The sequence below is a fragment of the Brucella pseudintermedia genome (assembly GCF_008932435.1).
Taxonomy (GTDB): Bacteria; Pseudomonadota; Alphaproteobacteria; order Rhizobiales; family Rhizobiaceae; genus Brucella; species Brucella pseudintermedia.
Genome location: NZ_WBWE01000005.1, coordinates 100,642 through 124,776 on the forward strand (window position 1 = coordinate 100,642; position 24,135 = coordinate 124,776).

Sequence of the window (24,135 nt, forward strand, 5' to 3'; positions counted from 1 at the left end):
ACTTCATATTTCGATGCTGCCTTGGCTCACGGCAAGCGGCCGCTGCCGTGTTCGGGATGGCGTTCAAGATTCTGGCGGTTGAGGCAATCGAAAACCCGCTTTGCCTCATCCTCGTTCAAGGCGACCTGCAAGCGGCCCTCGAACGTGATGGGGTGGCCTTTGAAGGCATCGATCACCGACCAGGTGCCATCGCCGTTTTTCTGAAGTTTGTACCCGTTTTCTACCATGGTCGTCTCCCGTCGCGGCGTGTCTCCGGCAAACTTGATGGTTCCCCATGGTGGAGTTTCTTGAGGCAACTCGGGTTCCGCTGAAACCGACCCACCATTGATATAGATGCCGGAGAAAGGAGGTTAACGAAGCAATGGTTCGAATGGTTCCTTCGGACTTCAAACCGTTTTGCGTGAATGCATTTGCCGAACGCTGGCATCTATTTTGGCTTAACCCTCGAAAGAGCGGGAACAAGCCTCCGGTTTCGTTGTTGGGGCCCTAGCTCAATCTTGAAAGCGAGGGAGACGGTTATGCAAGTCAGAGATATGATGAGCAGCGACGCACGCGTCGCGAACCCGGAAACCACGATCCAGCAGGCTGCGCGATTAATGGCCGGTATCGATGCCGGTTTTCTTCCTGTGGGTGAGAAGGATCAACTCGTCGGTATGATTACCGATCGGGATATTGCCGTTCGGGCGGTTGCTTTGGGCCTGGGACCGGACACGCCTGTCCGGGATGTTATGACGAGTGACGTGAAATATTGCTTCTTCGATCAGGAGATCGAAGAAGTCACCGCAAACATGGCCGATATCCAGGTCCGGCGTTTGCCGGTTCTCGACAGGAACAAGCGTCTCGTTGGCGTGATTTCCCTTGGCGATATTGCGCTAAGAAACACCGATGGAGCCGCAGGCGAGGCTTTGACAGGCATATCGCGTCCCGGCGGCGATCATTCGCAGACAGGATAATGCGGCAGGTGGTTATGCTGGACGCCGCAGATTTTACACGCGCTCGCAGACATATGGTCGAAACTCAAGTCCAACAACGCGGAATTACCGACCGCAACGTTCTTCACGCCATGCTGGAAGTGCCGCGGGAAGAGTTCGTCGACGAAGGGTATGAAGACTTCGCATACGATGACACGCCGTTGCCGATCGGTCGCGGCCAGACGATTTCTCAGCCCTATATGGTTGCTTTTATGCTTGAGGCCGCCAACGTTCAGTCAACTGACCGGGCGTTGGAAGTCGGTGCCGGTTCGGGATATGCGACGGCAGTGTTGAGCAGAATAGCGGCGGAAGTCGTGGCTATTGAGCGTCACGAGGAGCTCGCTTGCGCCGCGCGGCGACGTCTGGATAAGCTTGGATATGCAAATGTCGAACTGCTGGTGGCGGATGGCGCTCGTGGATGGGAAGCAGGCTCGCCCTATGATGTGATCGTGGTATCCGCTGCGGGGCTGCGCGTCCCCGAGGCTTTGAAGGATCAACTGGCAATTGGAGGGCGCCTGATTATCCCCGTTGGCGAGGAAGCCGATCAGATCCTCCTGAAAATTACACGCCATAGCGCAACAGGTTTTAGCCGGGAAGAGCTCGACCGGGTACGGTTCGTTCCGTTGATTGAAGGAAGTGAAGGGCCCGACTCCAATGATCGGGCCTCTCTTGTCCGATTGATATCCCAGGCGGCTGAACGCCTGCCTGAAAACTGTGATGCATTTGGAGAGCTGTTTGCCCGTTATGCAGATTGCCGGTTCGTGTTGCTCGGAGAATCCACCCACGGCACCGCGGAGTTCTATAAGGCTCGCGCAGCGATTACCCGGTATCTCATCCAGGAACACGGTTTCAATGTGGTCGCTGTCGAAGCGGACTGGCCTGATGCCGCATCTGTCGATCGATATATCCGACGAAAGCCGCAACGGCCAGACAGGCCCGTGTTCCAGCGATTTCCCAGATGGATGTGGCGCAATGCAGAATTCCGGGCGCTTGTCGAATGGCTGCGTGAATACAACACCAATGTCGCCATAAACGACAATATCCGCTTTTTCGGTCTGGATATTTACAATCTGTCAGGTTCGATAGCGGCGGTACTGGATTATCTCGATAGCGTCGATACGACTGCCGCAGGGATTGCCAGAGAGCGTTATTCCTGCCTGATGCCGTGGCAGCACGAGCCGTCATTCTATGCCAGGGCAGTCTCGAACCGACAATATCGCAGCTGTGAGCAAGCTGTTATTGCGCAATGCCGCGATTTGCTGGCGAAAGAACTTTCCGTTGGGGTGGAGCACGACGGTGAGGAGTATTTCGCGGCGGTCCAGAACTCCCGGCTGGTGGTGACTGCCGAACAATACTACCGGACCATGTATTATGGCGGTCGCGAGAGCTGGAACCTGCGTGACAGGTCGATGTTTGAAACGCTTGTCCATATTTGTGAACGCCGCGGGCCTGAAACGAAAGCAGTGATCTGGGCGCACAATTCCCACATCGGCGATGCGCGTCACACGGATATGGGACTGGCGCGCAACGAGATAAATCTGGGCCAGCTCTGCCGCGAGCGCTTTGGCAACGAGGTAGCGTTGATTGGGCTCGGGACAAATTCCGGGACCGTGGCCGCTGCGGCGGACTGGGATGGTGCGATGGCAGCAATGGCTCTGCGACCGGCGATGGATGAGAGCTTTGAAGCGCTCTGCCGCCAGACCGGCATCGCTCGATTTTTACTGGATTTTCGCAATAACCCGTCGATTTCCGGGGCTTTGTCTGCACCTCGTCCGCAACGCTTCGTTGGCGTTATCTATCGGCCAGCAAGCGAACGCCTCAGCCATTACCTCAATGCGTCGCCGGCAAAGCAGTTCGACGGGTTTTTGTGGTTCAGTGACACAAGCGCAGTTCGGCCACTCGATCCTGAACCGGATTTGCCGAGGGATGAGGATACTTATCCCTTTGGCCTGTAGGTCGGAAGACGGCGCCTACAGTACCCCGCGTGCAGACGAAACACCGGCGGGATTTTGAACCCACAGTTCTCACTCAAACCGGAGGATCTGATTATGAATATTGGAAGCGACGTCACCTTGCGCACTGGAAACACAATGCCCTGCATGGGGCTTGGGACCTGGAAGCTTACGCAGAACACGGCTGAGACAATCTCGGCGGCGCTGGAGCAGGGTTATCGCATGATCGATACGTCGGGTGACTACGGTACGCAACCTGGCATCGGCGATGGCATCCGGCGGGCGGATATGGATCGGGACAGTTTTTATCTCGTGACCAAGATCGAAGATACCGATGACGATGCATACGAGGCTGTGCAGAAGAACCTTGAAGAACTGCAGTTGAGCTATGCAAACCTCATTCTCATTCACCGCCCTCCGGAAGGGAGGGTCGGAACGGAATTATGGGAGGGTCTTATCAGAGCGAGAGGAGATGGTCTGACGCGCGATATCGGGGTTAGCAACTATTCTGTATCGCTGCTTCAAAGCTTGATTGACGCCACGGACGAAACGCCGGTCGTCAACCAGATTGAATGGAGCCCTTTCGGACATAGCGAGGAGATGTTGGCGTTCTGCACGGAAAGAAACATCGTCATTCAGGCCTACAGCCCTCTGACGCGTACGACACGACTGGACGACGGCGATATCGTCCAGATCGCCGCCCGATACAAAAAAACGCCTGCCCAGATAATGCTGCGATGGAACCTTCAGCTTGGTACGGTTCCTCTCCCCAAAGCCAACAAGCGCGAGCATCAACGGGAGAATATCGACCTGTTCGACTTCATCCTTTCCGATGAAGATATGAACAGGCTTTCGAACCTCAATCAGCATTATTCTGCCCTTGGAGAATTGCCCTATAGCTGACGCAAGCCCGCGCGGCGGGAAGTCAGTCCGCTGGACTGATTTCCTGCCCCGCTTCGAGGCGTATGATAACGAAGCAAAACAATAGTTGTGTCGGTTTCGGCGATTCTTTTAATACAGGAAACGCTCTATGGCTCATCGATGCCCGACACCAGTTTGTCGACCGGGATCGTTACCTTGATTTCCAATCCGCTCGGCAGCCATTTTCGCTCGACGGAGGCGTTCAGGGCCGACGACAGTCCGGCCTCCAGACGGGTTCCGAACCCCTCCGTATTTGCCTGCCTGGCCGTTTCCTCGACGCTTTCGCTCCACAATAACCGGACCGTGTCGATTGTTTCTTCCACAACGATGCTGAGGCAACCGCCCATTGATGAAAGCGCACCGTGCTTGGCTGCGTTGGTAGCAAATTCATGCAACAACAGGGACAGGTTGGTCAGGGACTTGCCGGAAACAGCGGGATCAGCCCCCGACAGGCTGATATTACATCCATCGTAAGGATCAAGGATTGTACGTATCAGCGTTTGAAGGGGAATAGCCACGGACATGTCAGGATTTTCATTCCAGGCCGGCATCGTCAACTCGTGAGCTCTTGCGAGTGACGACAGTCTCGCCTGTACGCGTTGGCGAAACTCATCCACGCTTTGTGCTTCCCGCCCGCTGAGAGACACGATCCCGTTCGCCAGCGCAAACAGGTTTTTGACGCGGTGGTGCATTTCGCCCAACACGAGAAACAGTTTTTCCTGGGCCTTACGGCGCTCGGTGATGTCGCGGGCTATTTTTGAAGCGCCAACGATCACTCCCCGCGCATCGCGGATGGGAGAGATTGTCAGGGAAATATCGAAGAGCGTCCCGTCCTTCTTCTTGCGAACTGTTTCGAAATGCTCCACCCGCATCCCGGCGCGAATCTGGGCAAGGATCGCGGGCTCCTCGTTGAGACGATCTTCAGGAATAAGAAGAGTAATCGGTTTTCCTATGACTTCGTCCGGTTGGTAGCCGAACAAACGCTGGGCTCCCCGGTTCCATGTCTTGATATTCCCCTGCAGATCCTTGCTGATGATGGCATCGTCCGATCCGTCTACTATGGCAGCGAGCCAATCGCGCAGGTCGAGTTCGGTATCGTAGAAATTCGCCTGCCAGGCATAAGAACCGTTGTAGGAGACGACGGGGATCTGCACATCGCTGCGCTGCCGATCATCATTTTCATTACTCATAACCGTCACCCGCGAAATCTTCCTCTAGAAATGCCACCCTAATAAACTCTCAAAACCCAGTCGACCAATATTTAGGGGTTATTTGTCTATATCACTTATAAAGGTGGATTGGTTTTGGTCGGCGTCAGGGACCGGCGAACAGCAAGGCCAACCGGCTTCTCTCCAGCACGAGATCGCTCTCCATAAAATAAAATTGCACCAAGGAACAAACCCGGCTGCGTGCGGTTCGGAGTGCTGTCATCACGACTGTGAAGAGGAGCAATCTCATGCCAGGTCGATATCAGAACGAAGATCGTGACGATTACTACAACGAACCCTACCGGGAGCGCGATTACGAAGCGCGGGGAAGCGACTACCGGGGCTATGATGACCGTTATTCAAGCGATTATGGCCGGGGACGTTACTTCGATGACAGTGACGAACGATATGCTTTCCGGCGAGAACCAAATCGCGAGCGGGAGAATGATCGCTACCGCCAGCGGACGGAAGGCCAGTCGAGAGGCAGCTACGCTTCAACCGGCCAGCATCGGGGAAAAGGACCGAAGGGATACACACGCTCCGATGACCGCATCAAGGAAGACGTATCGGACGCATTGATGGAAGATGCGGAACTCGATGCATCCGACATTGAGGTGACGGTCAAGAAGGGCGAAGTGACCCTGCAGGGTCAGGTTGGAAATCGTCAGGACAAGCGCAGGGCAGAAGAATGCGCTGAAATGTGTGCCGGCGTTGTTGATGTCCAGAACAACATCAAGATCCGCTCAGCAACATCGGCTTCGTCAAAGGGTGCTGCCTGAATTTTGAAACTCGCGGCTGGAAAACGCAGCCGGAGACGAGCCCTGCAAGGGCTCATGCGCCTTGAGGCGCGAAACCCACACACAATTGGAGGATAAAATGCCACGCAATATGCCAGAACGTGACGATCAGGGCCGTTTCGTAAGCGACGATGATCGCGGTCGGGGCGGAGATGATCGCCGCAGATATGCCAGCAGCCGCCGGGATGACGACGACCGCCGTTCCAGCCGTTATGACGACGACGACCGGGGCCGCGGCCACGGAGGCTGGTTCGGCGACTCCCGCGGCCACGCCGAGGCTGCCCGTCGCGGATGGGACGAGCGCCGGGAAGATCGCGATTATGATGACCGGCGCCGCTATTCCAGCCGCGAGGACGATTACGATGATCGCCGTTCCAGATATGACGACGATGACCGCGGACGGGGCTGGTATGGTGATTCCCGTGGTCACGCGGAAGCCGCACGGCGCGGATGGGATGAGCGACGCGACCACGACTATGATGATCGTCGCCGTTATTCCAGCCGCGACGATGACCGCGGATATTCGAGCCGGGACGATGATCGTCGTTCAGGCGGCGGTCGCGGTCATGGCGGCTGGTTCGGTGATCCTCGCGGCCACGCGGAAGCTGCCCGCAGGGGTTGGGATGAGCGCCGGGACGATGACTACGGCGATCGCCGCGGTCGCTAGGACATGCAGCTCCGAAAGCGAGACGCGGGTCTGGAACAGGAAATGCTCTGGACACCGGCAAACGGATGGGGCGGCCTTCGGGCCGCCCTGCAAGAATGAGCGTTCTTTTCAAGGAATTTCACGATGGGTGCGAAAGCCACGCGCGAATTGGACATCATTGCCGAAAAGGCACGCCTTCGCTACCTTCGGGCCCGCAACATGCTGATACTGGAAGCAGCGATCAGCGCTCTGCTCGACACCGAAACGCCGCAAGACGCTGCACAGACCCTTCGCGAACAGGCCGATTTGCTCGTTCGCTATCTTTGAGAATCCGAAGACTTGCCACACCCATGCAGGATGCGGGCCGGGAACATAATTCTCCGGCCGGGGTTCCAATTCTTTCAGGGAAAAGGAAACAGGATCATGAAACAGGTATTGCTTGCTTTCTCGGCAGTTCTGCTCATTTCGGCTCCGGTATATGCCCAGTCGACGAGCGAAAAGACAGGGATCAATTCTCTCGTGGGGTCAGCGCCGTCCACCCAGGACTTTGTGACATTGAGCGGAAGCAGCGACATGTTCGAGATCGAATCGAGCAAACTCGCGCTGGCAAAGGCCGATCCAACCACGAAGAGCTTTGCGCAGCAGATGATCGCCGATCACTAAAAGACCAGCGATGAATTGAAGCAGCTCCTGAGCACGAAAGTAAGCTCGGCAAAGGCCCCGGCTGCGCTTTCCGAAGATCATCAGGAAATGCTTGATAAGCTCAAGGGGCTGGAGGGCGAGGATTTTACAAAGCAGTATCGCAGTGATCAGGAAGATGTGCATGAAGATGCTGTCGATCTCTTCAAGCGATATGGTGAAGGCGGCGAGAATGCCGACCTCCGAGCCTGGGCGAGTGCGACCCGGCCCGCACTGGAGCACCATCTCGAAATGGCGAAGAAGCTCAACGAGTAAGCGGCAGGCGGCTCGCGATTACTGGCGTGCGGCGATCAGTATGGCGATGCCGAACGCCATGCAGATCGCGAGACCTCCGCCCAGAAAAAACAGCAATGCCTGAGCGTCAGTCATTGGAGCTATTTCTTTCCATGGTGATGACGCCGCGCGGCGTGTCTATCGGCTCGTCACTCACGCGATGCACCTGATAGGATTTCTCATTGCGAAACGCACTGAAATCGTTGGTTGTCAGGTCCGTGTCGCCCACTGCCACCTGTCCCCGGAAAGCCTCGGTCTCTCCCTGGCTGGCAACCACCCTCGCATCGGCCTCGGAACGGGCGGAAACCAGAACGGTTCCATGTTTGGGTGCAAGCTCGCTGTCGTCTCCCGGTGAGGGAACGAGCAGGAAGGCATAGCACGGGTAATCGGTCTCGACCTTGACGCCGCTGGCAGGGGTCTCTTTCCATTCGGTGAAGATATTCTTGTCCCTATATTCCATTTTCACCTCCATTGCTTCGGACCGCAGCCTCTGGCCCGCGGCAAGTCCGTTTGCCGCGAGTGCCAAATAAGCCGCCGATGTGTAAATTCCGGCGTGCTCATGCCAAAAAGGGAACTCACATGGAGTGCGCGGTTACGTTGCCATCCGCATCGAGCGTCAACATAACGCTCTCCGTTCCTTTCATGGCAGACGCCTCCCACAATCCCTTGTCATTAAGTTTGAGATTGGAGATGCCCGTATAGCCGGCTTTGGTGAAGCGCTCATGGGCCTGCTCTTCGGTAAAGCTGTTCTGGCTTGCATCGGGCGCCTTGTCGTCATGTGTCGGCGGTGTAGCGGATGTAGGCGCATTGGCATTAGGCGCAGGTGCATTGGTGGATGGCGTATTCGGTGTCGTTGCGTCCTGAGCGCTGGCGATGGTCGGAACAATCACGAAAGCGCTAGCCAATAGAATAGCTGGAATGTTCATGTATCTTCCTCCGTTTTCAGCCCCGCGGCGTCGTAACAAAGGCAACTCCGGATTGTTCCGCTTTCCAGCCTGCGAATTCTTCATCCCTATTTTGAAAATGCTCGCCGTTCGTCCACAGATGCCTGGTCGCTGTATTCAACAGGCATTCGAAAATAAAAGAATTTTGGGGAACACCTTTCCGCGAACATTGTTCGAAGGGGGTAAACCCCAAGCAAAGGAGAAGACGAATGGCTAATCAAACGTCGAACCGCGGTTTTGCATCCATGGATGAGGACAAGCAGCGCGAGATTGCTTCCAAGGGAGGCCATGCTTCCGGCGGCAACTTCAAAAACGATCCCCAACGGGCTTCGGAAGCCGGGCACAAAGGCGGACAGGCATCCGGGGGCAATTTCAAGAATGATCCGGAACGCGCTGCCGAAGCGGGGCGCAAGGGTGGAGAGCACTGACGGCGCTCCATTGCGGTGACATTGATGAGAACCGTTTTCATGATTGTTATCGGGATAGCGCTCCTGCTGGCGGCAGGGGCGCTGGTGCGCGGCATCGGGCCAGATGCTGACAACGAGCAAAGCCCGCCGCACTCCCTGCAGACCAACCCGCCCGACTGAACCATCGGCGAGAGCCAACCGGAGTTCCTAATATGTCTACGTCAACGAAATCTCCCAACACGATCCGACAGGGCGGACCGGGAGCCGCTCACGAAAATGCAAAAAGTGATCTGAAGATAACCAAACCGCCAGCCGATGTGGAAACCAAGGCCCGCCGCAGCAAGGTTTCCGGTGGCGGCGGAGAAAGGGATATCCACCATACGCACAATCCTGCCACCAAGAAGTGAAGCGGCTGGCAGGCGGTTCGTTCTCCTTGAGGAACAAGACTTGATGCTCCGCAGTTAGGTCTATCGAAGGAGAAAGAGAATGAGCACAAAGCTTCCCCCCGTACCCAAAGATAATCGCAGTGAAAAAGGACCCGGCGAACAGAAACGTGTCCCGCTCAAACGCGACCTGTCCGCCCAGGACAATAAGTCCGGAAAACAAGGACAGCAGGCCAACACCAAAATAAATACGACACATCAGGGCTTGCAGCAGGATCGCTAATGCATTTCCAGCAGACGATTTACGTTCGGAAATGCTGAAAAAACAGTCAGATAGAGCGGCTCTACCGACTCCGTTAAACAGGAACCGCTCCGGTCCAGTGGAGGAATGGGATGCGTTCGTTTCTCAGAGACAACGGACTAACGATTGCGCTCGCCCTTTTGTTCGGCATATCGGTTGTGGGCATGGCAGCGGCTGGCTTTGCAAGCTACAATGAAGAGCTGGCTAAACATGGAGAGGTTCCTTTGCCTCTCTTTCAATATTTGACAAGCGGGCAATTTCTCTCGGCACTTTTCGAAAACTGGGAAAGCGAGTTTTTGCAGATGGGCGTCTATGTCGTCCTCACGGCATGGCTCTTTCAACGCGGTTCGGCGGAATCGCGTGACCCCGACAATGAAAAGCCGGAGAAGGAATGGATCGCACAACCGCCCTTTCCTTATTCGCATTCGCTAGGGCTGGTGTTATTTGGACTGTTTGTCGCCAGTTTTTTGCTGCATTGGTTCGCCAGCGCCCGCGCGTCTGAAATGGATATGGCCCGTCACGGAGCGGCTTCGACTGGATACCTGCAATATTTGCTGGATGTGGAATTATGGTTTGAATCCTTTCAGAACTGGCAGTCGGAATTCCTTTCCACGGCAGTCCTTGTAGTCCTCTCGATATTCCTGCGTGAAAAAGGTTCGCCGGAATCCAAGCCCGTCGGCGCGCCTGACGAACAGACAGGGAGCTAGCAATGGAAATCGACGTTACCAGTTTACGCCTTGCTGATGGCAACGACCGCTATACGGTGCAGTTCCAGCTTAAAGAGAGCCGGAAAGCGGTGGTGGAATTTCAAGGTTCTGCGCCGATGCATCAGGAGGAGGCGATTGTTGAACAGGCGCTAGGGGTGCTGGCCGAGATCCTGGAGGCGCAAAAGCCGGATCAAGATAGGCTCTGAAACAATCGAAGCCATTCGTAGCGGCGACCAGAAACGAAAAAACCGCCGAAGCGGACTTTTCAACGTTATCAGGGGTTCGAATGGTGGGCGTGACAGGGATTGAACCTGTGACCCCTACGATGTCAACGCAATCGGAAAATTCTAGAACCGCGTATTTACGCGGTTTTTGATGGTTGGTCCAATGTAAACGTTTGTAGAACGCTGCACGAACAAAGGCAGTTTTGCACCCAGCCTACACCCAAGAATTGTCCGCGGCCCTCCCGACTTCGAACTGCATTGCACGAGTTGTCAATCCGCACTATTTAGGAATTGATGTTTCGGTGGGGCGCATTTTGAAGAAGCTACATTTCTACCAGGTTCAATGGCAACAAAGACATACACGGGACTTGTTACGGCGGCGTTTCCGCTGCCGAAAGTCTTGGCACTTTGGTCTCAATAACCCAAGCCAGCGCAAATTGTCCAAGATTCAAATTTGGCAAGGTGGCGCTTTCGAAACAGCTATATCTATGGAGGCTCCTTATCTGCCCCCAAAGGTGTTGTGCCTGAAACAAAACAATGTTGCGACCACCGAATTTCTGTCAGCTATACGGCAGTTATGCACGCGAGTTATAACAAATAACGAAAAATTCGTTATAAGAGATGGAAGTAAGCATCCGCGCATTCAAGGCTACACCGACTATTCGAAGTTCGAATATATATCTACTGCAGCAGCCGTTGTATTGACCGCTGAGTACGAGAGGGTCGCGAAGCTCAACAACGAGACTCCGCCTACAGCGGAACTTCATAAGTGGAGTGAAGAGGTATTTCGAAAACTCTACCAGCTGGGATTCTTTGAGGTTGTCGGGCATGTGCCTAAAAGAAAAGATGTTATAATTGACTTCGGCGCTACGCGTACGATGCAGATTATTAGCACCGAAAACAATGATGACTTGGATAGAATAGATAGATCATTACAGGAGCTAGGTGAATTTTTAAACCCGGACAAGAATATTCCAGAAGAGATACTTGTTGAAATACTAACTGCGATCTCGGAGGCGATTAGTAATGTTAAGCATCATGCATATCCGGCAGATTATCCGCTGGCGTATCCGCACTTGAACCGGTTGTGGGTAGCTGCAACCGCGAACCGAGACAAAAATACGTTAACGATTGTTGTTTATGATCAGGGAGCGACCATACCTGTGACTTATCCCCGGATGAGCCGCCGCGATAGGGTGCGGACTTTCTTGCAACGCGCAATCAGGCCGGAAACGGACTTTGAATACCAGAATGACGGAACATATATTCGAGCCGCGATGCGCTACGGTGGTTCAAGGACGGAGAAAGAATATAGAGGACGTGGATTACCGCAAATGATAGAGGTCCTGACAAGGATTGGCTTGGGTCAAATGTCGGTGTACAGTCGAGGTGGTTGGTGTTCTCAATCCTCCAATGGACGTTTGACTTCTGGAGCGAACGGATTCTCCATAGGCGGAACGCTCATTGAATGGACGTTGGAACTCCCCTTGATCAGATCAGTTGTAACAGTATGATGATAGACCTAGCGCGCGATTTTAGTCCTTACCCAGCGGGCCGTTACAGTGCTGACGGCCAGTTTAGCGGCGAAGCTTTTCGCGAGCATAAGCTCGTGCCAGCGCTGAAGACCTTGGTAGCAGGCGGCAGCGATGAAAAGCTTGTTATTAACATTGACGGTGTGCGCGCTTTCGGTTCTTCTTTTCTGGAAGAGGCATTTGGCGGGCTTCTTCGCTTGGGACTTTTCCCCAAAGATGAAATTTTGAAGCGCATCGACGTACAATCTACAAAGCCTAATTTAGTTTTTTATAAGAACATGATCCTCGACATTATAAAAACAACGCCCGCTCAACCACGTTAAGCAGTATAAACATGTTCGATAAAATAGCTCTTCTGTTCATCGGCGGCTGTGTAACTTATTTAATACAGCAATATCGCGCCGAAACGTCTGAGGAGCTGGTACAGATCAACGAGCACATTAAGGATATAGAAAAATTCGCTGACATGGCCGAGAAATATTGGGCGAGCGATTTCGATGATTTTGAAGAGGACAAGATGATAGCCGCGCGCATTTCTGCCGCGCACGCTTCGCTTTCGAAGTTCTATCACCGTATCTCCAATTATTGTGATGGGCAAAAATATGAATATCAGCGACTTTTTTCTTCGCTTTGGAAAAAGGCAACTAGCGGTGACTTCGAGTCAAAGGGCCGTACGAAGGACGTCGTAAGAGCGGCCGATATTTTGGAAATAAGCTATGAGTTGATCCATGTACTGCGGATGGTGCGCCCTGACGTAATATCCGTGAGGCGCATGGTGATGCGGTTCGTCGTTTCTCTTTTTTCAACACCGTCACAACCTTGGCTTAACCACACCTGAGAAACTCTCGGTCGGGACGAGGGGGTCGGAGGTTCGAATCCTCGTCACTCCGACCATCGAAAAATCAATATGTTAGCTGCATTGTGGGGCCGCGTGAATTTGGGAAGCCCCACAGATTTCCCCACAGATTAAGGCAGATTTGCCACTGCGGGTTCCTTCCGGTCCATAACAATGACTTCGGAAACCGGCTTTCCCTCGCCACCCGCGATCGTATAGGTCAGCGGGACGTCGAATATGTGAAATGCTCGAAATATCTCCCGCACTTCGGGCCGGTCGTTCAACGATAGCACGAACCTTCCCTTGATGGATTCCAGGCGGGCGGCGACCCGTACGAAGTCCGCACGGGAAAACACATCCTTTCCGTAATCGGTCTCGCAGCCATAATAGGGCGGGTCGAGATAGAACAGCGTTGCCGGCGTATCGTACCGATCGATGAATGATTCCCACGGAAGGCGCTCAATCACGACGCCTGCAAGCCGTTCGTGCACCTCTTCCAGAATCGGCCCAAGCCGATTGATATTGAAGCGGGCCGGGCCGGATGTATCGACGCCGAACGTGCGCCCCTTGACCTTGCCGCCAAACGCCAGTTTCTGGAGATAGAGGAAGCGGCCAGCACGCTCCAGGTCAGTCAGGGTATCAGGATCGCAAGCGATCAGTCGCTCGAATTCCTTGCGTGAACTGATCTGAAATTTCATTGTTTCCATGAACTGCGGATAGTGACGCTGCAGAATGCGAAACAACGTGGCCACATCGCCGGAGATGTCATTTATCGCTTCAGCCTTCGGCGCAAGTCGGCGACGAAAGAACACGCCGCCCATGCCGACAAACGGCTCAGCATAGAGGGTATGGGGGATTTGCTCGATGATGGAGGCAAGCCGCTGCGCTAGTTGTTTCTTTCCGCCAATATAGCTTGCCGGCGGCGATACCGGCCGCACTTGTGTGAATGAAAACCCTTCTTGCATTTTTATTAACCTGTCGAGGCCAGTATGCCCCCGCCCGCAAGGGTCGGGGTGTGGCATTTGACGTCCAGTCATGCCAGGCGGATCGAGACGCTAATCATCAACCGCCGCTTATCGGTGTTTCCAGCACCGATAGCCGCCCCGGTTGGAGCGGATTTCCACAATCGCAAAATCGCGATTGACTCTTTTTCAGAATGAGAACATTGTAAGAACATCGGCAGGCGGCGCCGATGCAATACAGACACGTTTGGTGGTGTGAGTGTCTGCTTCACTGGAGCAGAACGAATGAACGCGCTTGCGCATGATATTGAAGATGAAATCGACTTGGTGCTCACCTACCACAACGGTGACACGCGGGCAGCGATCAAAGCCTTGCTGGAGGATCGCGAGTTCTTGGCCCAGCAGATCGCGATAGCCAGCATGGCTGTCAGCCACGGCTATACCCGAGGCTGGAAGCCAACACTCTTGAAATGAGAACGCCGCTGCGAGAACTGCGCCCGCGAAACTTGGTGCGCTTTAGCTGTGCCCATTGCCGCCACTATCTGGAAAAGACCGCTCCGCTTATGGCTGCGCGCTTCGGAGAGTGGGTTACGCTCGAAGAGATCGAGCCACGACTGGTTTGCAGCAAATGCGGCAACAGAGCGGGCAACTTCATCAGCTATGGGCTGCCAGACAAATGATGCAGCTGAAATGGGAACGAACGGTCATCGGCGGACAGACGCGCCCCGGAGACTTCATTGCATACACGGACTGGGGCGATTTCTGTCGCATCCTGAGAAGCGATTTCGGCCCCGACGCGGGAACTTGGAAATGGGCACTGGTCTGCACCCGAAGCCCCTTTCAGGCTCTGCCCTGCGGCGTCTGTGAGAACAGGGAAGAAGTCGTCACCCTTGTGAAAAGGATGTTTGAAGAGTTGTGGCGTAGGAAGCAGCTGGAATTTGATCGGCCATTCATGTGGGCATTCAAGCCCCACAGCCGAGAAGCTCCATCTCGGCTTAACTGGGACGCCGCGCCTCGAAGCTGATGATCTCGTCGCCATTGTGCGGTGCTCTTCCATGCTGGTAGTTACCAGACACCACGACATCCACAAAACCCGCACGTTGGTGCGCCATCAAGAATTCTTCGACACCCCACCACCGCAACTTGAACAAATCAATCTCAGATTTCACAAGGTTTCCATCCCGCCATTGTTCATAGCGGAGATGGCTGAGTGTGGTCTGCGCGACATAGTCGGTTTCGACCCGATGATCTGTGAGCGTGAGCAGATCGCCGTCTTCTGTAGTCCAACGCCGTACCGAACCGGTCGGGCCAAGGAAACTCCCGATGGGATCGAGGTCCATGATCAATTTCGCGCCGGGAACCAGATGATCATAAAACCGCCTCAACACAGCGGTCGCAGTTCTCATATCAGTCACCAACTGAAATGAACCAGCTGGGACGATGATGGCTGCAAAGCCTTTGCCATAGGAGAAACCTTCGAATGTCTCTCGTATCACATTCGCGGAAAGATTGCGCTTCCTGCATTCCTCTTGGCAATAACCAAGCATCTCGTTAGATGCATCGAAACCCTCTACCGAGAAACCCGCCTCGAGCAACGGCACAAGGACACGGCCGTTGCCGACAGCAGGCTCCAGGATCGGACCTTCGGATTCTCTAAGACGTTGCTGATAATATTCCACATCTCCGAAAGAACGCCCGACCGGTTTATCCAGATCATAGACCCAGGAAGCGAGGGTTCCGTAGCGATTGTTCATTCCAGCCTCTTAGAGTTGATTTGGTCTCGACACTTTCGCCAAACGCGGAATCGACTGGCCTTATAGTTAAAAGGAACGGTCCTTGCCAGTTTTAAGTGCTTCATATGCCTGCTTAACGACTGGCCGGAAGCAGCGCACGGCAAGGAATACGAAGAAGCCTTGCAAGCTTGCCTGGCCGATCTTGAAGGATTGCCGAGCACCGCCCGCGAATCCCTTATCAAAGCCGCCAACCTGCCGGACTGACAATCCGGCCCTGCCAGTGGCACTGAGATCGTTCAGGCTATCCGTGACGCTCTGAACCATAGCGTGAGGCTAGCACGGCCCAGCCCGACGGGTTTTCAAATCTGTCGGGCGCAAATTTGCAGTATATGTTCCACTATCTTTTTGCGCGGAACAAAAACGCTGCCTGACTGTTAAGCCGAAACCCAAAAAGGCCGAGGCTATGACAGAACTCAAGAACCACCATAATGATGCACGGCTAGCACCTCGCGGGATACCAAGAACCCTCCAGTCCGCCGAAGCAATAGCCCAATCTTTAAAAGCTCGCCTGACAAAGGATTTTTCAGATGAGAGAGAGGAGCAGTTTTCAGAGCTACTTGCACGACTGGAGCAGGCAGAGAAAAAGGATTTATCTTGATAATAGTTAAACTTCTCCAGAACAATATAATGAAAATCCACTCTTTAAAAATACAACCTGCCCTTAAGTGACCTTAATTGTTCTCTTGCTATCAAATCACAAACAGTCCACCCTTAATTGTCAGTGTTTTGATTGAATACGGGCGCTCCTGACACGGGTCAAATGGCCCTTGCCCGCAATTTGAAAGGAGGACGCGATGTCTTCCAATATCTATAATGGCGATTTTCACTCAAACCATCGCATTCTGAAGCAGATGATTATTAAGGCCGGCTATCTCACGTCCAGGATGAAACCCCTGCCGGGACCCCATTATAATGAGTCAGCGTTAATTCTGAAGAGTTTTATGGATGGAGTAATGGGCGACATTCAAACAGACCCAGGTCCACAAACGGAAGTGTCGTCCGCCTATGGCACGGCTTAAAAAATATCCTCGAGAGGGCCCAAACTGGGCCTCTCAAATAATAATTTTTTAAATCGTTATTTCACTGTAAAAACAATGGAAATATTAAGCGAGTTAAGAAGCTTTCTCCACTTTATTGCCCCATAATTTATTAATCGTTTGACAATTTTTATTTAACCATCTAAAAGACAATTATCGATATTTTCTTGCTGAGCTTTGCTTGCTGCGCGATTAGCACCGTGCGATGAACGAAAACTCCCTTTTAAAAATCGTTTCGTCTCTGCGTTTTTCTAAACGCGGTTTTTAATATACTATGAAAGGGGTTCAAATGAACACCGGCACAGTTAAATGGTTTAATGCAGCAAAAGGCTTTGGCTTTATCCAGCCTGAAAACGGCGGTTTGGATGCGTTTGTTCACATCTCCGCTGTTGAGCGAGCGGGTATGCATACGCTCAATGAAGGCCAGAAACTGACTTATGATCTGGAACAGGATCGCAAGTCGGGGAAAATGTCCGTTTGTAATTTGCAGGCGGCTTGAATGAAGTTTCTTCTTTCTCGTGACCACGGATGTACTGGCACAAAAGAAAGAAGTTGACTTTAGGGTCGGGCATTCGCCCGACCTTTTTTATTGCTCGGCGAGGGAGCCAACACAAAAGAGAGATTAAAATGAATAACCATGAAGAGAATATCGGCCTCACCATTCCGAACACTAACTTTAGCGTGGCGAAACATGCTGTTGCTACGCAGCGCGATATTGAAGACGCGCACAAACAGATGTCATCACCCTCAGAGGATTGGTCAAAGCTTTCCAATATACTTAGACGGTCATGCGGAGGCTCATCGCGAAAACGTTCTTTTCGTAGATAGGCAATATTTGAGATAATGGCTTATGATGCCGTCCCTACTTCCGTGCGCGGTTCTCGTATAGTGGCTTTTCTAGACATGTCTCAAATTAATTTCAGCCCACCGCTGATAACGAATACTACAAACGCTGTTCCGATACCACTGATCACAATCCACATGATCCTGGAAAGCGTTGACTGGATGCTTTTGACCGAGCTTTCCAACCCGGAGAATCGCGTATCGATCCGCGCATCCATCGCCACCCACTTTTCATCATGGCGAGCGCTGTCTATGTCTCTCTGGCGCTGCCAAGCTTCCAGTGTCGTCAATCTCTGATTACTCGTTTGCGCCGCATGTTCCAGCCCGACGACGCGGGCGCGAAGATCGGTTTCATTGTCCGGCATGTCCATCACTTCCAGCAGCCCCGCCGTTTTCCGTTTTCATCGTTGCCTTCAACCCGTTCCGCTGCTGGCCGGTCCACTTTGGTCAGCGCGACCAAACCGGCAGGCGATAGGTTATTCTGTCTCCACCCCGCGCAGCTCGTCGCACTGGTCGACTGACAACCCGCGACGACGAAGGGCAAGAACACAAAAATCATAATCCGTAAGCCCGCGTAGTTTTTCATCGTCCTTGCCCCTTTCCTTTTCGGCTTTGACGGTTTCGCGCAGTTGTTCAGTAATGGCCTGCTGACGGCCTGCATACTTCCCCGCGAAATATCCGACCGTCAGAAGTAGGGACGCCGCCACGAGGACAGCGAGTGCGGTTTTCACCCATGGTGGTATAAGTCCCCAAAACGCACCCATCAGCCGATTTCCGCCTTAAGGTCTTTCACGGCCTTGAACAAATCGGCACGGCGCTTGATGCCGTAGATTGCAAATCCGATAATAGCCGCACTGAAAAGAAGCTGAACGCGCCAGTCGAGGCCACCGAGGAACGACCCCGCCCCGCTGATTGCCGACATGATGCCAGCACCGGCCCACGTCCAGACTGTCTTGCTTTTGGATGGTTTTGTTCCAAGCTCGCCCGGATCGGCTACCACGGGTTTTTCCACGGTGACGACTTCGGGAACGACGATAGCCGGCTGAACGGCGCCAACTGTCTTGACCTTGTTCAAAACAGCCTCGACCTTCGCCGGGGATACAAGCGCCTTATTCAAGGCATCACCAGCGTAGTAGCTCTGACCTCGCTTCAAATCGCGGTGCTTGCCCTTTGTTGCTGCCAGCACGGGCAAGGAAGCCCATTCCTGCGCCAGTCGCTTGCCAAACTCAGTGCGGGTGATCTTTCCGGCCACATAGTCGTCATAGCCGCGCCGCTTCAGCAGATGAAAGCCAAGCCGATCTTGCAGGTCTTTGTCAAATTTCTGTGTGCCACGCAAACCCAGCTCACGGGAAAGGTCTTGCAGCGTGGCCCGCATGAACTGGTATCGGCCCGACGCTGATGATTTGAACCGTTTCGTGAATGATGCCTGCGCATCGACCAGTTCGCCAAGTGTCATCTGTGTGATCGGCTTCGGTAACTTGTCCTGATTGTTGCCGTATATCACGTCATAGCCGCGTGGGGCTTCAATCCCGCCAATAAAGTCGAGCAGAAGCGCCGCACCGGCTGGCACGGTTTTATCCATGGCCTTTCCTTTCGGCATAAAAAAAGCCGCTCGAAGGCGGCGTCTGGGGGGATAGAAGTCAGATAGTGCTCAGTCCGCGAGCGGATCGTCGCTCATTCCGGAGAACTCATTGTCGGCTTTTGCCGGAGATGGCTTCGCCTTCATTTTTCGGTTGTCCTTGCCGGCACTACCGCCGGGTTGTTTCAGTTCAAGGCTTGTGGTTGCGCCGCCTGATCTATCCGCCTTATGACGAACGGAAACTATGCGATACTGCCCATCAACACCCGCACGCGCGCCGGCCAGATTGAAGGTTCCTTCTGCTCGGGCTTCAACCGTAAGAACAAGTTCCACGTTGCCTTCGCCGCCATCACGCTCGGCCTCACGCTTTCGAGCGTCCCCAATCTGTTCGGCTTGGTCCTCATCTGCCGCCATTGAGCGCACAACATTAGTGGCTTCCGGCAAATCGCGGTCGAGATCGAATTCCACATCCTTGCTTTTGAAGGATGCGTCCGTGCGGTCGAAATACCGGACTTTGGCCTTGGTGAAGGTATGTCGGCCCTTGAACGGGGCTATGTCCCACGAAATTATGTTTTGGCCGACTGTGCCGACGATGACCGGCAATGCCGCGCCTGTGGCCGCTTTGCCTTCACCACGGCGCGCCAAGACCGATTGGTCGCCCCTGATCTTGAACGTGCCACCGAGTTCTCGCGCGATGCGCTCGCCAATGTGGATATAGCTTTCTCCGTCCGCCGCCCAATAAGCCCGATGGATTTTCGCGAATTGCGGGTCCAGTTTGACGCTTGCTAGCCCGGCCCGCTTGGCAGCATCGTCGAGAAATTCCTGCAAGGTGGCATCATCCTTGTGGAAGGTGAGAGGTTGCTTGACTTTGCCGCGACTATCAAATCCCTTGGCAGTGACCCGCAGTGTACGCCCTCCGCCACGTGAACCCGATGAGCGGACGCTGTCGAGTGTGCCTTTAAAAATGGAAACGCCCTGCAGAAATATTTCGATCAATGCGCCATCACGCGGCAATTCGATCTGTCCGCCATTGTCGTCGAAGGTCAGAGAACATGTATCTGAAGACGTGCCTTCCTTGTCCGTCACCTCAATGTCGATAAGGTATGGGCGCATGCCTGACGTCATGTCGACGCCGTCAACGAGCACTTTCCATATGACTTTCCAATAGTCGTTCATGTCGCTCATCCGAATAGTGAAACGACGTCGCGGGATTGGCCCAAGTTCGCCGGGGGGAGATCAGGTAGAATGATTTTTGTTCCTATCGGAATTACGGTACCTAACCGGGCCAAATCCACATTCAGAGAAAGCGCGCTTTCCAACAGGCTGCGGCCCCGCACGCCATAGGCGCGCCACAAGAGGAGATCGAGGGTGATGCCCTCGCCCTTGACGGTGACTGTTTGCATTTGATTGTCCTTTAGAAAATGCCGAACAGCGAAAGCAGACCGGAAATTATCTGCTGGCCCGATCCCACGTCGGGCTGCACACGGGTCATGACGACAGTGTGCTTGACGATGAATCCCACTCCTCCACGGGTGAGGTCCGAATGGGATTCGGTTACGCGGGTTATCGCAAACCATCCAAGACGCACACCGTCGCCCCGCTGCAACGGGAACCGAACGCCATTGCGCCGCATCTCATGTGCGATTTCCAGTTCATCCAGTCCGCCGATTTTCGTGGGCAGGATTTGGCCGGAAAGGGTGATTTCATCGTCACCTTCCCCGGTAAACTCCTTGCCCGGCAAAGTGCCGATGAGGGCTTTTGATGCGATATCGGCTGAGGCGGTGCGCTGCATTTCATCGACACTGAAAGGTCGCGTATCGATAGTGAGAGTACCAAGCATATAGAGCATCAGGACACCGCATATTCGAGGTCAGCATGCGCCCCGTCAAAGGCCGAGCGGACGGATTGCGAAACCTTGGCGGCAGCGAGGTTCGCAATTTCCTCCGGCGTTGCTGGCGACTGCGCATGAATTGTCAGATTCAAGTTTACTTGCGGGGCAGGCGGAGGGTTCATGACCTGCACCTGCTGGACGCCGGAAGGCTGGGCTATGACGGTGGGCGTGCCAAGCAGAGACACTTGCTCCGGCTTCCCTTCTGATGATCCGGACGGACTGTATTTCTTCCAGCCGATCCCCATACTCTCTTTGAATGTCGGCTTTGAGCCGAACGGGTTATCAAAGAATGATGGCCCGTCAAAGAGGCCAGGGATGTTGTTCCTGAAAGCTTCGGCCCGAATTCGCTCACCGGGCGTGTACAGTTTCCTGTTGAGGTTATCCAACTCGCCGGTGATTATCTTCTTGCCGAGGATTTCAACGACCGCATTCGCTAAACCGCCCTTCAAAGCTCCTTTCCAGAGATTGGAGAAACTGAATGGAGCGGCTGGCGCGGTGCGTGGCCCGAGACCGCTTACCCCCGTTGGGCCAACCTTGGTTCCCTCCGACAATGCCGATGCCTTTGGGTTCTTGCCCCATGGTCCGGTTTCGCCAGGTTTGAAACCGGCGCCGGGCTTTCCGGGCTTTGGGGTATTCTGTGTCCCGGAAGAAGCACCGGGCGATAACGGGGGGCGGTTCGGCGTCAGCTTACGTCCCAGATTGACGACGGAACGAAGGATACCGACTGCGGCGCGCGCACCCGACAGAAAATAGAGAGCGGAAGCCAGTTTGCGGATCGTGCCGGCCAGCATGCCAAACCCCACGCTGGCGAGCATCAGATAGCCGCCATACTTGACGATCTCGCCGAAAAACTGCGCCAGTGGGTTGCCCTTAATGGCGTCGTTGAATTCGCGAACAGAAGCGCCGAAGTCCCTGAAACGTGCAAATATCCGGCCCAACTTGTCTGCGGCTTCCTCGCCATTGGCGGGGCCAAGCAACAGGTCGCCCAGATCATTGATCATCTGGCGCAGATTGCCGTCATAGCCTAAACCCGCGCTAAAGCCCTTGATGGCTTGCCACAACTGGTCGATTGGGGTGGCCCGGTCCCCAAGCGATTTCAAGAGGTCAAGTATGCCCGCCGCACCCTCATTGATGGCTGGCAGCATTCTATCGCCCATCTCAATGCCAATGGCCGCGAGATTGTTGCGCAGAAGCTGCAGAGCATTTGCAGTTGTCTTGGCACGTGCTTCATATTCCTTGAAGGAAGAACCCGCATAGTTCGTCTTATCGGCGACCAGACCAAGTAAGCGCTCTACCTCTTCCGTGCTTTTGAGAAGAGGAGCGAGGGCGCGGGCTTCGGAGCCAAACACGGCTTCCATGATCGAAATCTGTTGCCATTCGGGCAACTTCTTGATGCGGTTAAGGACACTGAGGGTGGTTTTCACCGCATCCTTCTGCATCCCCTTGGCGACTTTAATGCCATCGAGGCCGAGACGCTGGAACGCAAGGCGCTGCCGTTTTGTGGCGTTCTCCCCTGTTGTCAGAGCCTTGGTCAGATTGCGGAAGCTAGTGGCGGCGACTTCCGGTTCGAACCCGGAGCCGATCATGGCGCCGCCGAAGGCTAATGCCTGCTCGGCAGAGAAGCCTGCTGTTTCGGCAAAGGCGGCAACACGGTTCGTATATTCAAGTAGGTCAGGCGAATTTGCTGCCGACACGTTGCCGATTTCATTGATGGCGTCTGCCAACAGCACTGTGTCCTTAACATCGCGGCGAAGCGCAGTCTTGATCTTGGCGAGCGCCTCGCCAGTCTGATCGACGGGCGTTTCCCACGCTGTGGCAACCTTTGCAGTCGCTTCAGCAAAGGATTCCAGTTCTTCATTCGCGATGCCGGATTGGCCGGCTGCGGCGTAGATCGCCGCAAAACCGGATGCTGTGATGGGAATGGCCGTGGACAGGCGGAGGATCGATTTCCGCATGTTTAAAAACTGGCTGTCGGTCGCTTCGACCACCTTTTTCACGTCTGCAAAGGCAGATTCGAACTCGATGGCAGCGCCAGCGGTTCCTCGAATTCCGCGATCGAGACTGAGATAGGTGGCCCCGATAGCCGCAATCCTGCCGAGAGTTCCAGTGACAGGAGCGGCAAGCTGGCGTTGGGAAGCGGCGAAATTGTCCGCAGCCCCCCGCAAACGGTTCATGGTGCCAAACAGCCCGCGAGCAGGCCCCGTCACCTTGTCGAACAAGCTGACGATGAGTTTGCTTTCAATGACGGACATTTCCAATAGCCTTCATGACCCGAAGAGCCGCGTCCCGCTCACGGATTGCGTAAGAGCAGGGGTAGCGGTCGACGATATTGCGGGGGGTGGAAGTGAGGTGTGAAATAAGGATGGCAAGATCCCGCCAGCCGGAGCCGCGTCCTATTTCACGTTTCCCAAGATACTTTCAGTCTTGGCGACGATCTGGGCGATATCGCGCCCCTTGATCTTGCGGAACACCTGAAACGGCAATCCACACATCATCGCCAACATTCGCATGGTGCGCTCGACCTCTCTCTGCGAGGTCTCCTCGACATCGATCATCTGGCCGACATCAGGTTCGGTGAAGGCAAGATCGGTTATCTTGCCGCCGTTCTCGTCGTCGATCGGGACAAGCAGGCTGTGATTAATGACCAGTTCATTTTCCATTGGGACACCAACAGTATTTTCAGTGAAGGTTTAAGCGCCAAGTGCGCGGCGGACATCGGAGAAGCGATCGACACCGCCGGTGCGCAGGATGCGTTCCCAGAAATCGACGTAGAAAAGCTCCTCACCGTTGAGGGTGAATTCGTAGTGGGTCACTTCCTTGAACACATGGTTGCATCCCATGAAGTCTTCCGGCGAACCTTCATCAGGGGTCCATTCGGTGATGGCGCCCTCGATGATGGCGCGGGACGGGACAAGCTTGCCGGTTTTCTTGTCCTTCACGGCACCTGCGAAAATCCAGCGGCTTACTTCGCCAAGATCGCGGAAGATATCCGTGTCGAACCCCTTGACCTCCATGGCCGGTTCCGGCGCTTCAATGCGCGGCTGGGAGAAGTCGACGCTCATTACACCGCCGCCCGGATTGTGGGTCGAGGTAATGAATTTTAATGACGGGATGGTGAGCTTGGAGACAAGATTGGCGCGGGAGGAACCGGCTTCTTCTGCGCGGCGAACATCGACCGCCACCATCTGGTAAAGCGTTTGCATGAGATTCCCTTTCGGAATTCGAGACAG

The 24,135-nt window shown here is 54.3% G+C and carries 35 protein-coding genes and 1 pseudogene; 21 read left to right on the plus strand and 15 right to left on the minus strand.

Annotated features, from left to right (window positions below):
• Window positions 1-26: 26 nt before the first annotated feature.
• Window positions 27-227: a hypothetical protein gene (locus tag F9K78_RS08260; protein ID WP_121986677.1), complete on the minus strand. Its 201-nt coding sequence runs from the start codon at window positions 225-227 to the stop codon at window positions 27-29.
• 291 nt (window positions 228-518) lie between these two features.
• On the opposite strand from F9K78_RS08260, the gene F9K78_RS08265 reads away from it, so the two are divergent.
• The 3 genes from F9K78_RS08265 (at window position 519) to F9K78_RS08275 (ending at window position 3,826) form a co-directional block, all read left to right on the plus strand.
• Entirely contained in the window at window positions 519-953 is a 435-nt protein-coding gene (locus tag F9K78_RS08265) for a CBS domain-containing protein (protein ID WP_121980913.1), read from the plus strand.
• A gap of 14 nt (window positions 954-967) precedes the next feature.
• Window positions 968-2,926: a protein-L-isoaspartate(D-aspartate) O-methyltransferase gene (locus F9K78_RS08270; protein WP_121986746.1), complete on the plus strand. Its 1,959-nt coding sequence runs from the start codon at window positions 968-970 to the stop codon at window positions 2,924-2,926.
• Window positions 2,927-3,070: 144 nt separating this feature from the next.
• Window positions 3,071-3,826 (plus strand): aldo/keto reductase, encoded by a 756-nt coding sequence (locus F9K78_RS08275; protein WP_235925402.1) that lies wholly within the window; start codon window positions 3,071-3,073, stop codon window positions 3,824-3,826.
• Window positions 3,827-3,951: 125 nt separating this feature from the next.
• On the opposite strand, the gene F9K78_RS08280 is transcribed toward F9K78_RS08275, so the two are convergent.
• Entirely contained in the window at window positions 3,952-5,034 is a 1,083-nt protein-coding gene (locus F9K78_RS08280; protein ID WP_121986675.1) for a PAS domain S-box protein, read from the minus strand.
• A gap of 266 nt (window positions 5,035-5,300) precedes the next feature.
• On the opposite strand from F9K78_RS08280, the gene F9K78_RS08285 reads away from it, so the two are divergent.
• The 4 genes and pseudogenes from F9K78_RS08285 (at window position 5,301) to F9K78_RS08300 (ending at window position 7,449) form a co-directional block, all read left to right on the plus strand.
• Entirely contained in the window at window positions 5,301-5,831 is a 531-nt protein-coding gene (locus F9K78_RS08285) for a BON domain-containing protein (protein ID WP_121986674.1), read from the plus strand.
• Window positions 5,832-5,928: 97 nt separating this feature from the next.
• Window positions 5,929-6,516, plus strand: coding sequence for a hypothetical protein (locus F9K78_RS08290; RefSeq protein ID WP_121986673.1), 588 nt, complete (start codon window positions 5,929-5,931; stop codon window positions 6,514-6,516).
• Between the two features lie 123 nt (window positions 6,517-6,639).
• The gene (locus F9K78_RS08295; protein ID WP_121986672.1) at window positions 6,640-6,822 is read left to right on the plus strand and encodes a hypothetical protein; all 183 of its coding nucleotides are present in this window, start codon (window positions 6,640-6,642) and stop codon (window positions 6,820-6,822) included.
• Between the two features lie 96 nt (window positions 6,823-6,918).
• Window positions 6,919-7,449: pseudogene (locus F9K78_RS08300) on the plus strand (DUF4142 domain-containing protein).
• A 106-nt stretch (window positions 7,450-7,555) separates the two neighbouring features.
• On the opposite strand, the gene F9K78_RS08305 reads toward F9K78_RS08300, so the two are convergent.
• On the minus strand, window positions 7,556-7,927 hold the full coding sequence (locus tag F9K78_RS08305) for a hypothetical protein (protein WP_151682125.1): 372 nt from the start codon (window positions 7,925-7,927) through the stop codon (window positions 7,556-7,558).
• Between the two features lie 115 nt (window positions 7,928-8,042).
• Window positions 8,043-8,393 (minus strand): hypothetical protein, encoded by a 351-nt coding sequence (locus tag F9K78_RS08310; RefSeq protein ID WP_121986670.1) that lies wholly within the window; start codon window positions 8,391-8,393, stop codon window positions 8,043-8,045.
• Window positions 8,394-8,620: 227 nt separating this feature from the next.
• Here F9K78_RS08310 and F9K78_RS08315 point away from each other — a divergent pair, with 227 nt between their 5' ends.
• From F9K78_RS08315 to F9K78_RS08350, 9 genes are all read left to right on the plus strand, one after another.
• A complete protein-coding gene (locus F9K78_RS08315; RefSeq protein ID WP_121986669.1) occupies window positions 8,621-8,839 on the plus strand; it encodes a con-10 family general stress protein in 219 nt (72 codons plus the stop codon).
• 24 nt (window positions 8,840-8,863) lie between these two features.
• Window positions 8,864-8,998 (plus strand): hypothetical protein, encoded by a 135-nt coding sequence (locus F9K78_RS22220; protein WP_259698039.1) that lies wholly within the window; start codon window positions 8,864-8,866, stop codon window positions 8,996-8,998.
• Window positions 8,999-9,030: 32 nt separating this feature from the next.
• Entirely contained in the window at window positions 9,031-9,225 is a 195-nt protein-coding gene (locus F9K78_RS08320; protein WP_121983911.1) for a hypothetical protein, read from the plus strand.
• Between the two features lie 79 nt (window positions 9,226-9,304).
• Complete coding sequence (locus tag F9K78_RS08325) at window positions 9,305-9,484, plus strand: hypothetical protein (RefSeq protein WP_121983912.1); 180 nt, start codon at window positions 9,305-9,307, stop codon at window positions 9,482-9,484.
• 110 nt (window positions 9,485-9,594) lie between these two features.
• The gene (locus F9K78_RS08330) at window positions 9,595-10,209 is read left to right on the plus strand and encodes a DUF6766 family protein (RefSeq protein ID WP_121983913.1); all 615 of its coding nucleotides are present in this window, start codon (window positions 9,595-9,597) and stop codon (window positions 10,207-10,209) included.
• A 2-nt stretch (window positions 10,210-10,211) separates the two neighbouring features.
• Window positions 10,212-10,415, plus strand: a complete 204-nt coding sequence (locus F9K78_RS08335; protein WP_121986668.1) for a hypothetical protein — start codon at window positions 10,212-10,214, stop codon at window positions 10,413-10,415.
• A 455-nt stretch (window positions 10,416-10,870) separates the two neighbouring features.
• Window positions 10,871-11,947, plus strand: a complete 1,077-nt coding sequence (locus F9K78_RS08340; protein WP_151682126.1) for an ATP-binding protein — start codon at window positions 10,871-10,873, stop codon at window positions 11,945-11,947.
• Window positions 11,944-12,288, plus strand: a complete 345-nt coding sequence (locus F9K78_RS08345) for an STAS-like domain-containing protein (RefSeq protein ID WP_208851916.1) — start codon at window positions 11,944-11,946, stop codon at window positions 12,286-12,288. Before F9K78_RS08340 ends, F9K78_RS08345 begins: the two co-directional genes overlap by 4 nt.
• Before the next feature lie 11 nt (window positions 12,289-12,299).
• Window positions 12,300-12,803 (plus strand): hypothetical protein, encoded by a 504-nt coding sequence (locus F9K78_RS08350; RefSeq protein ID WP_151682128.1) that lies wholly within the window; start codon window positions 12,300-12,302, stop codon window positions 12,801-12,803.
• A 128-nt stretch (window positions 12,804-12,931) separates the two neighbouring features.
• Here F9K78_RS08350 and F9K78_RS08355 read toward each other — a convergent pair whose 3' ends face one another.
• Complete coding sequence (locus tag F9K78_RS08355; protein ID WP_151682129.1) at window positions 12,932-13,765, minus strand: DNA adenine methylase; 834 nt, start codon at window positions 13,763-13,765, stop codon at window positions 12,932-12,934.
• A 282-nt stretch (window positions 13,766-14,047) separates the two neighbouring features.
• Between F9K78_RS08355 and F9K78_RS08360 the strand changes: the two genes are divergently transcribed.
• Window positions 14,048-14,236 (plus strand): hypothetical protein, encoded by a 189-nt coding sequence (locus F9K78_RS08360; protein WP_151682130.1) that lies wholly within the window; start codon window positions 14,048-14,050, stop codon window positions 14,234-14,236.
• Window positions 14,237-14,757: 521 nt separating this feature from the next.
• On the opposite strand, the gene F9K78_RS08370 is transcribed toward F9K78_RS08360, so the two are convergent.
• A complete protein-coding gene (locus F9K78_RS08370; protein ID WP_151682131.1) occupies window positions 14,758-15,516 on the minus strand; it encodes a class I SAM-dependent methyltransferase in 759 nt (252 codons plus the stop codon).
• Between the two features lie 108 nt (window positions 15,517-15,624).
• Here F9K78_RS08370 and F9K78_RS22335 point away from each other — a divergent pair, with 108 nt between their 5' ends.
• The 4 genes from F9K78_RS22335 (at window position 15,625) to F9K78_RS08390 (ending at window position 17,091) form a co-directional block, all read left to right on the plus strand.
• Entirely contained in the window at window positions 15,625-15,759 is a 135-nt protein-coding gene (locus tag F9K78_RS22335; protein WP_412766383.1) for a DUF982 domain-containing protein, read from the plus strand.
• A gap of 199 nt (window positions 15,760-15,958) precedes the next feature.
• Window positions 15,959-16,153, plus strand: a complete 195-nt coding sequence (locus F9K78_RS08380) for a hypothetical protein (RefSeq protein WP_151682132.1) — start codon at window positions 15,959-15,961, stop codon at window positions 16,151-16,153.
• Window positions 16,154-16,349: 196 nt separating this feature from the next.
• A complete protein-coding gene (locus tag F9K78_RS08385; RefSeq protein WP_025089586.1) occupies window positions 16,350-16,574 on the plus strand; it encodes a hypothetical protein in 225 nt (74 codons plus the stop codon).
• A gap of 307 nt (window positions 16,575-16,881) precedes the next feature.
• Window positions 16,882-17,091 carry a cold-shock protein gene (locus F9K78_RS08390; protein WP_025089587.1) on the plus strand — a complete coding sequence of 70 codons (210 nt, stop codon included), beginning with the start codon at window positions 16,882-16,884 and terminating at the stop codon, window positions 17,089-17,091.
• Between the two features lie 409 nt (window positions 17,092-17,500).
• Here F9K78_RS08390 and F9K78_RS08400 read toward each other — a convergent pair whose 3' ends face one another.
• The 9 genes from F9K78_RS08400 to F9K78_RS08440 form a co-directional block, all read right to left on the minus strand.
• On the minus strand, window positions 17,501-17,800 hold the full coding sequence (locus F9K78_RS08400) for a hypothetical protein (RefSeq protein WP_043714452.1): 300 nt from the start codon (window positions 17,798-17,800) through the stop codon (window positions 17,501-17,503).
• Between the two features lie 111 nt (window positions 17,801-17,911).
• Window positions 17,912-18,199, minus strand: a complete 288-nt coding sequence (locus F9K78_RS08405) for a hypothetical protein (RefSeq protein ID WP_151682133.1) — start codon at window positions 18,197-18,199, stop codon at window positions 17,912-17,914.
• Window positions 18,199-19,017, minus strand: a complete 819-nt coding sequence (locus F9K78_RS08410; protein WP_151682134.1) for a lysozyme family protein — start codon at window positions 19,015-19,017, stop codon at window positions 18,199-18,201. The genes F9K78_RS08405 and F9K78_RS08410 overlap by 1 nt, the downstream gene beginning before the upstream one ends.
• A 69-nt stretch (window positions 19,018-19,086) precedes the next feature.
• Entirely contained in the window at window positions 19,087-20,190 is a 1,104-nt protein-coding gene (locus F9K78_RS08415) for a phage late control D family protein (protein ID WP_151682135.1), read from the minus strand.
• A 5-nt stretch (window positions 20,191-20,195) separates the two neighbouring features.
• Window positions 20,196-20,417, minus strand: coding sequence for a tail protein X (locus tag F9K78_RS08420; RefSeq protein WP_151682136.1), 222 nt, complete (start codon window positions 20,415-20,417; stop codon window positions 20,196-20,198).
• Window positions 20,418-20,428: 11 nt separating this feature from the next.
• The gene (locus F9K78_RS08425) at window positions 20,429-20,863 is read right to left on the minus strand and encodes a phage tail protein (RefSeq protein WP_151682137.1); all 435 of its coding nucleotides are present in this window, start codon (window positions 20,861-20,863) and stop codon (window positions 20,429-20,431) included.
• On the minus strand, window positions 20,863-23,157 hold the full coding sequence (locus tag F9K78_RS08430) for a phage tail tape measure protein (protein WP_151682138.1): 2,295 nt from the start codon (window positions 23,155-23,157) through the stop codon (window positions 20,863-20,865). The genes F9K78_RS08425 and F9K78_RS08430 overlap by 1 nt, the downstream gene beginning before the upstream one ends.
• A 141-nt stretch (window positions 23,158-23,298) precedes the next feature.
• A complete protein-coding gene (locus F9K78_RS08435; protein ID WP_036586061.1) occupies window positions 23,299-23,565 on the minus strand; it encodes a phage tail assembly protein in 267 nt (88 codons plus the stop codon).
• 30 nt (window positions 23,566-23,595) lie between these two features.
• Complete coding sequence (locus tag F9K78_RS08440) at window positions 23,596-24,108, minus strand: phage major tail tube protein (protein ID WP_025089776.1); 513 nt, start codon at window positions 24,106-24,108, stop codon at window positions 23,596-23,598.
• Window positions 24,109-24,135: the final 27 nt, after the last annotated feature.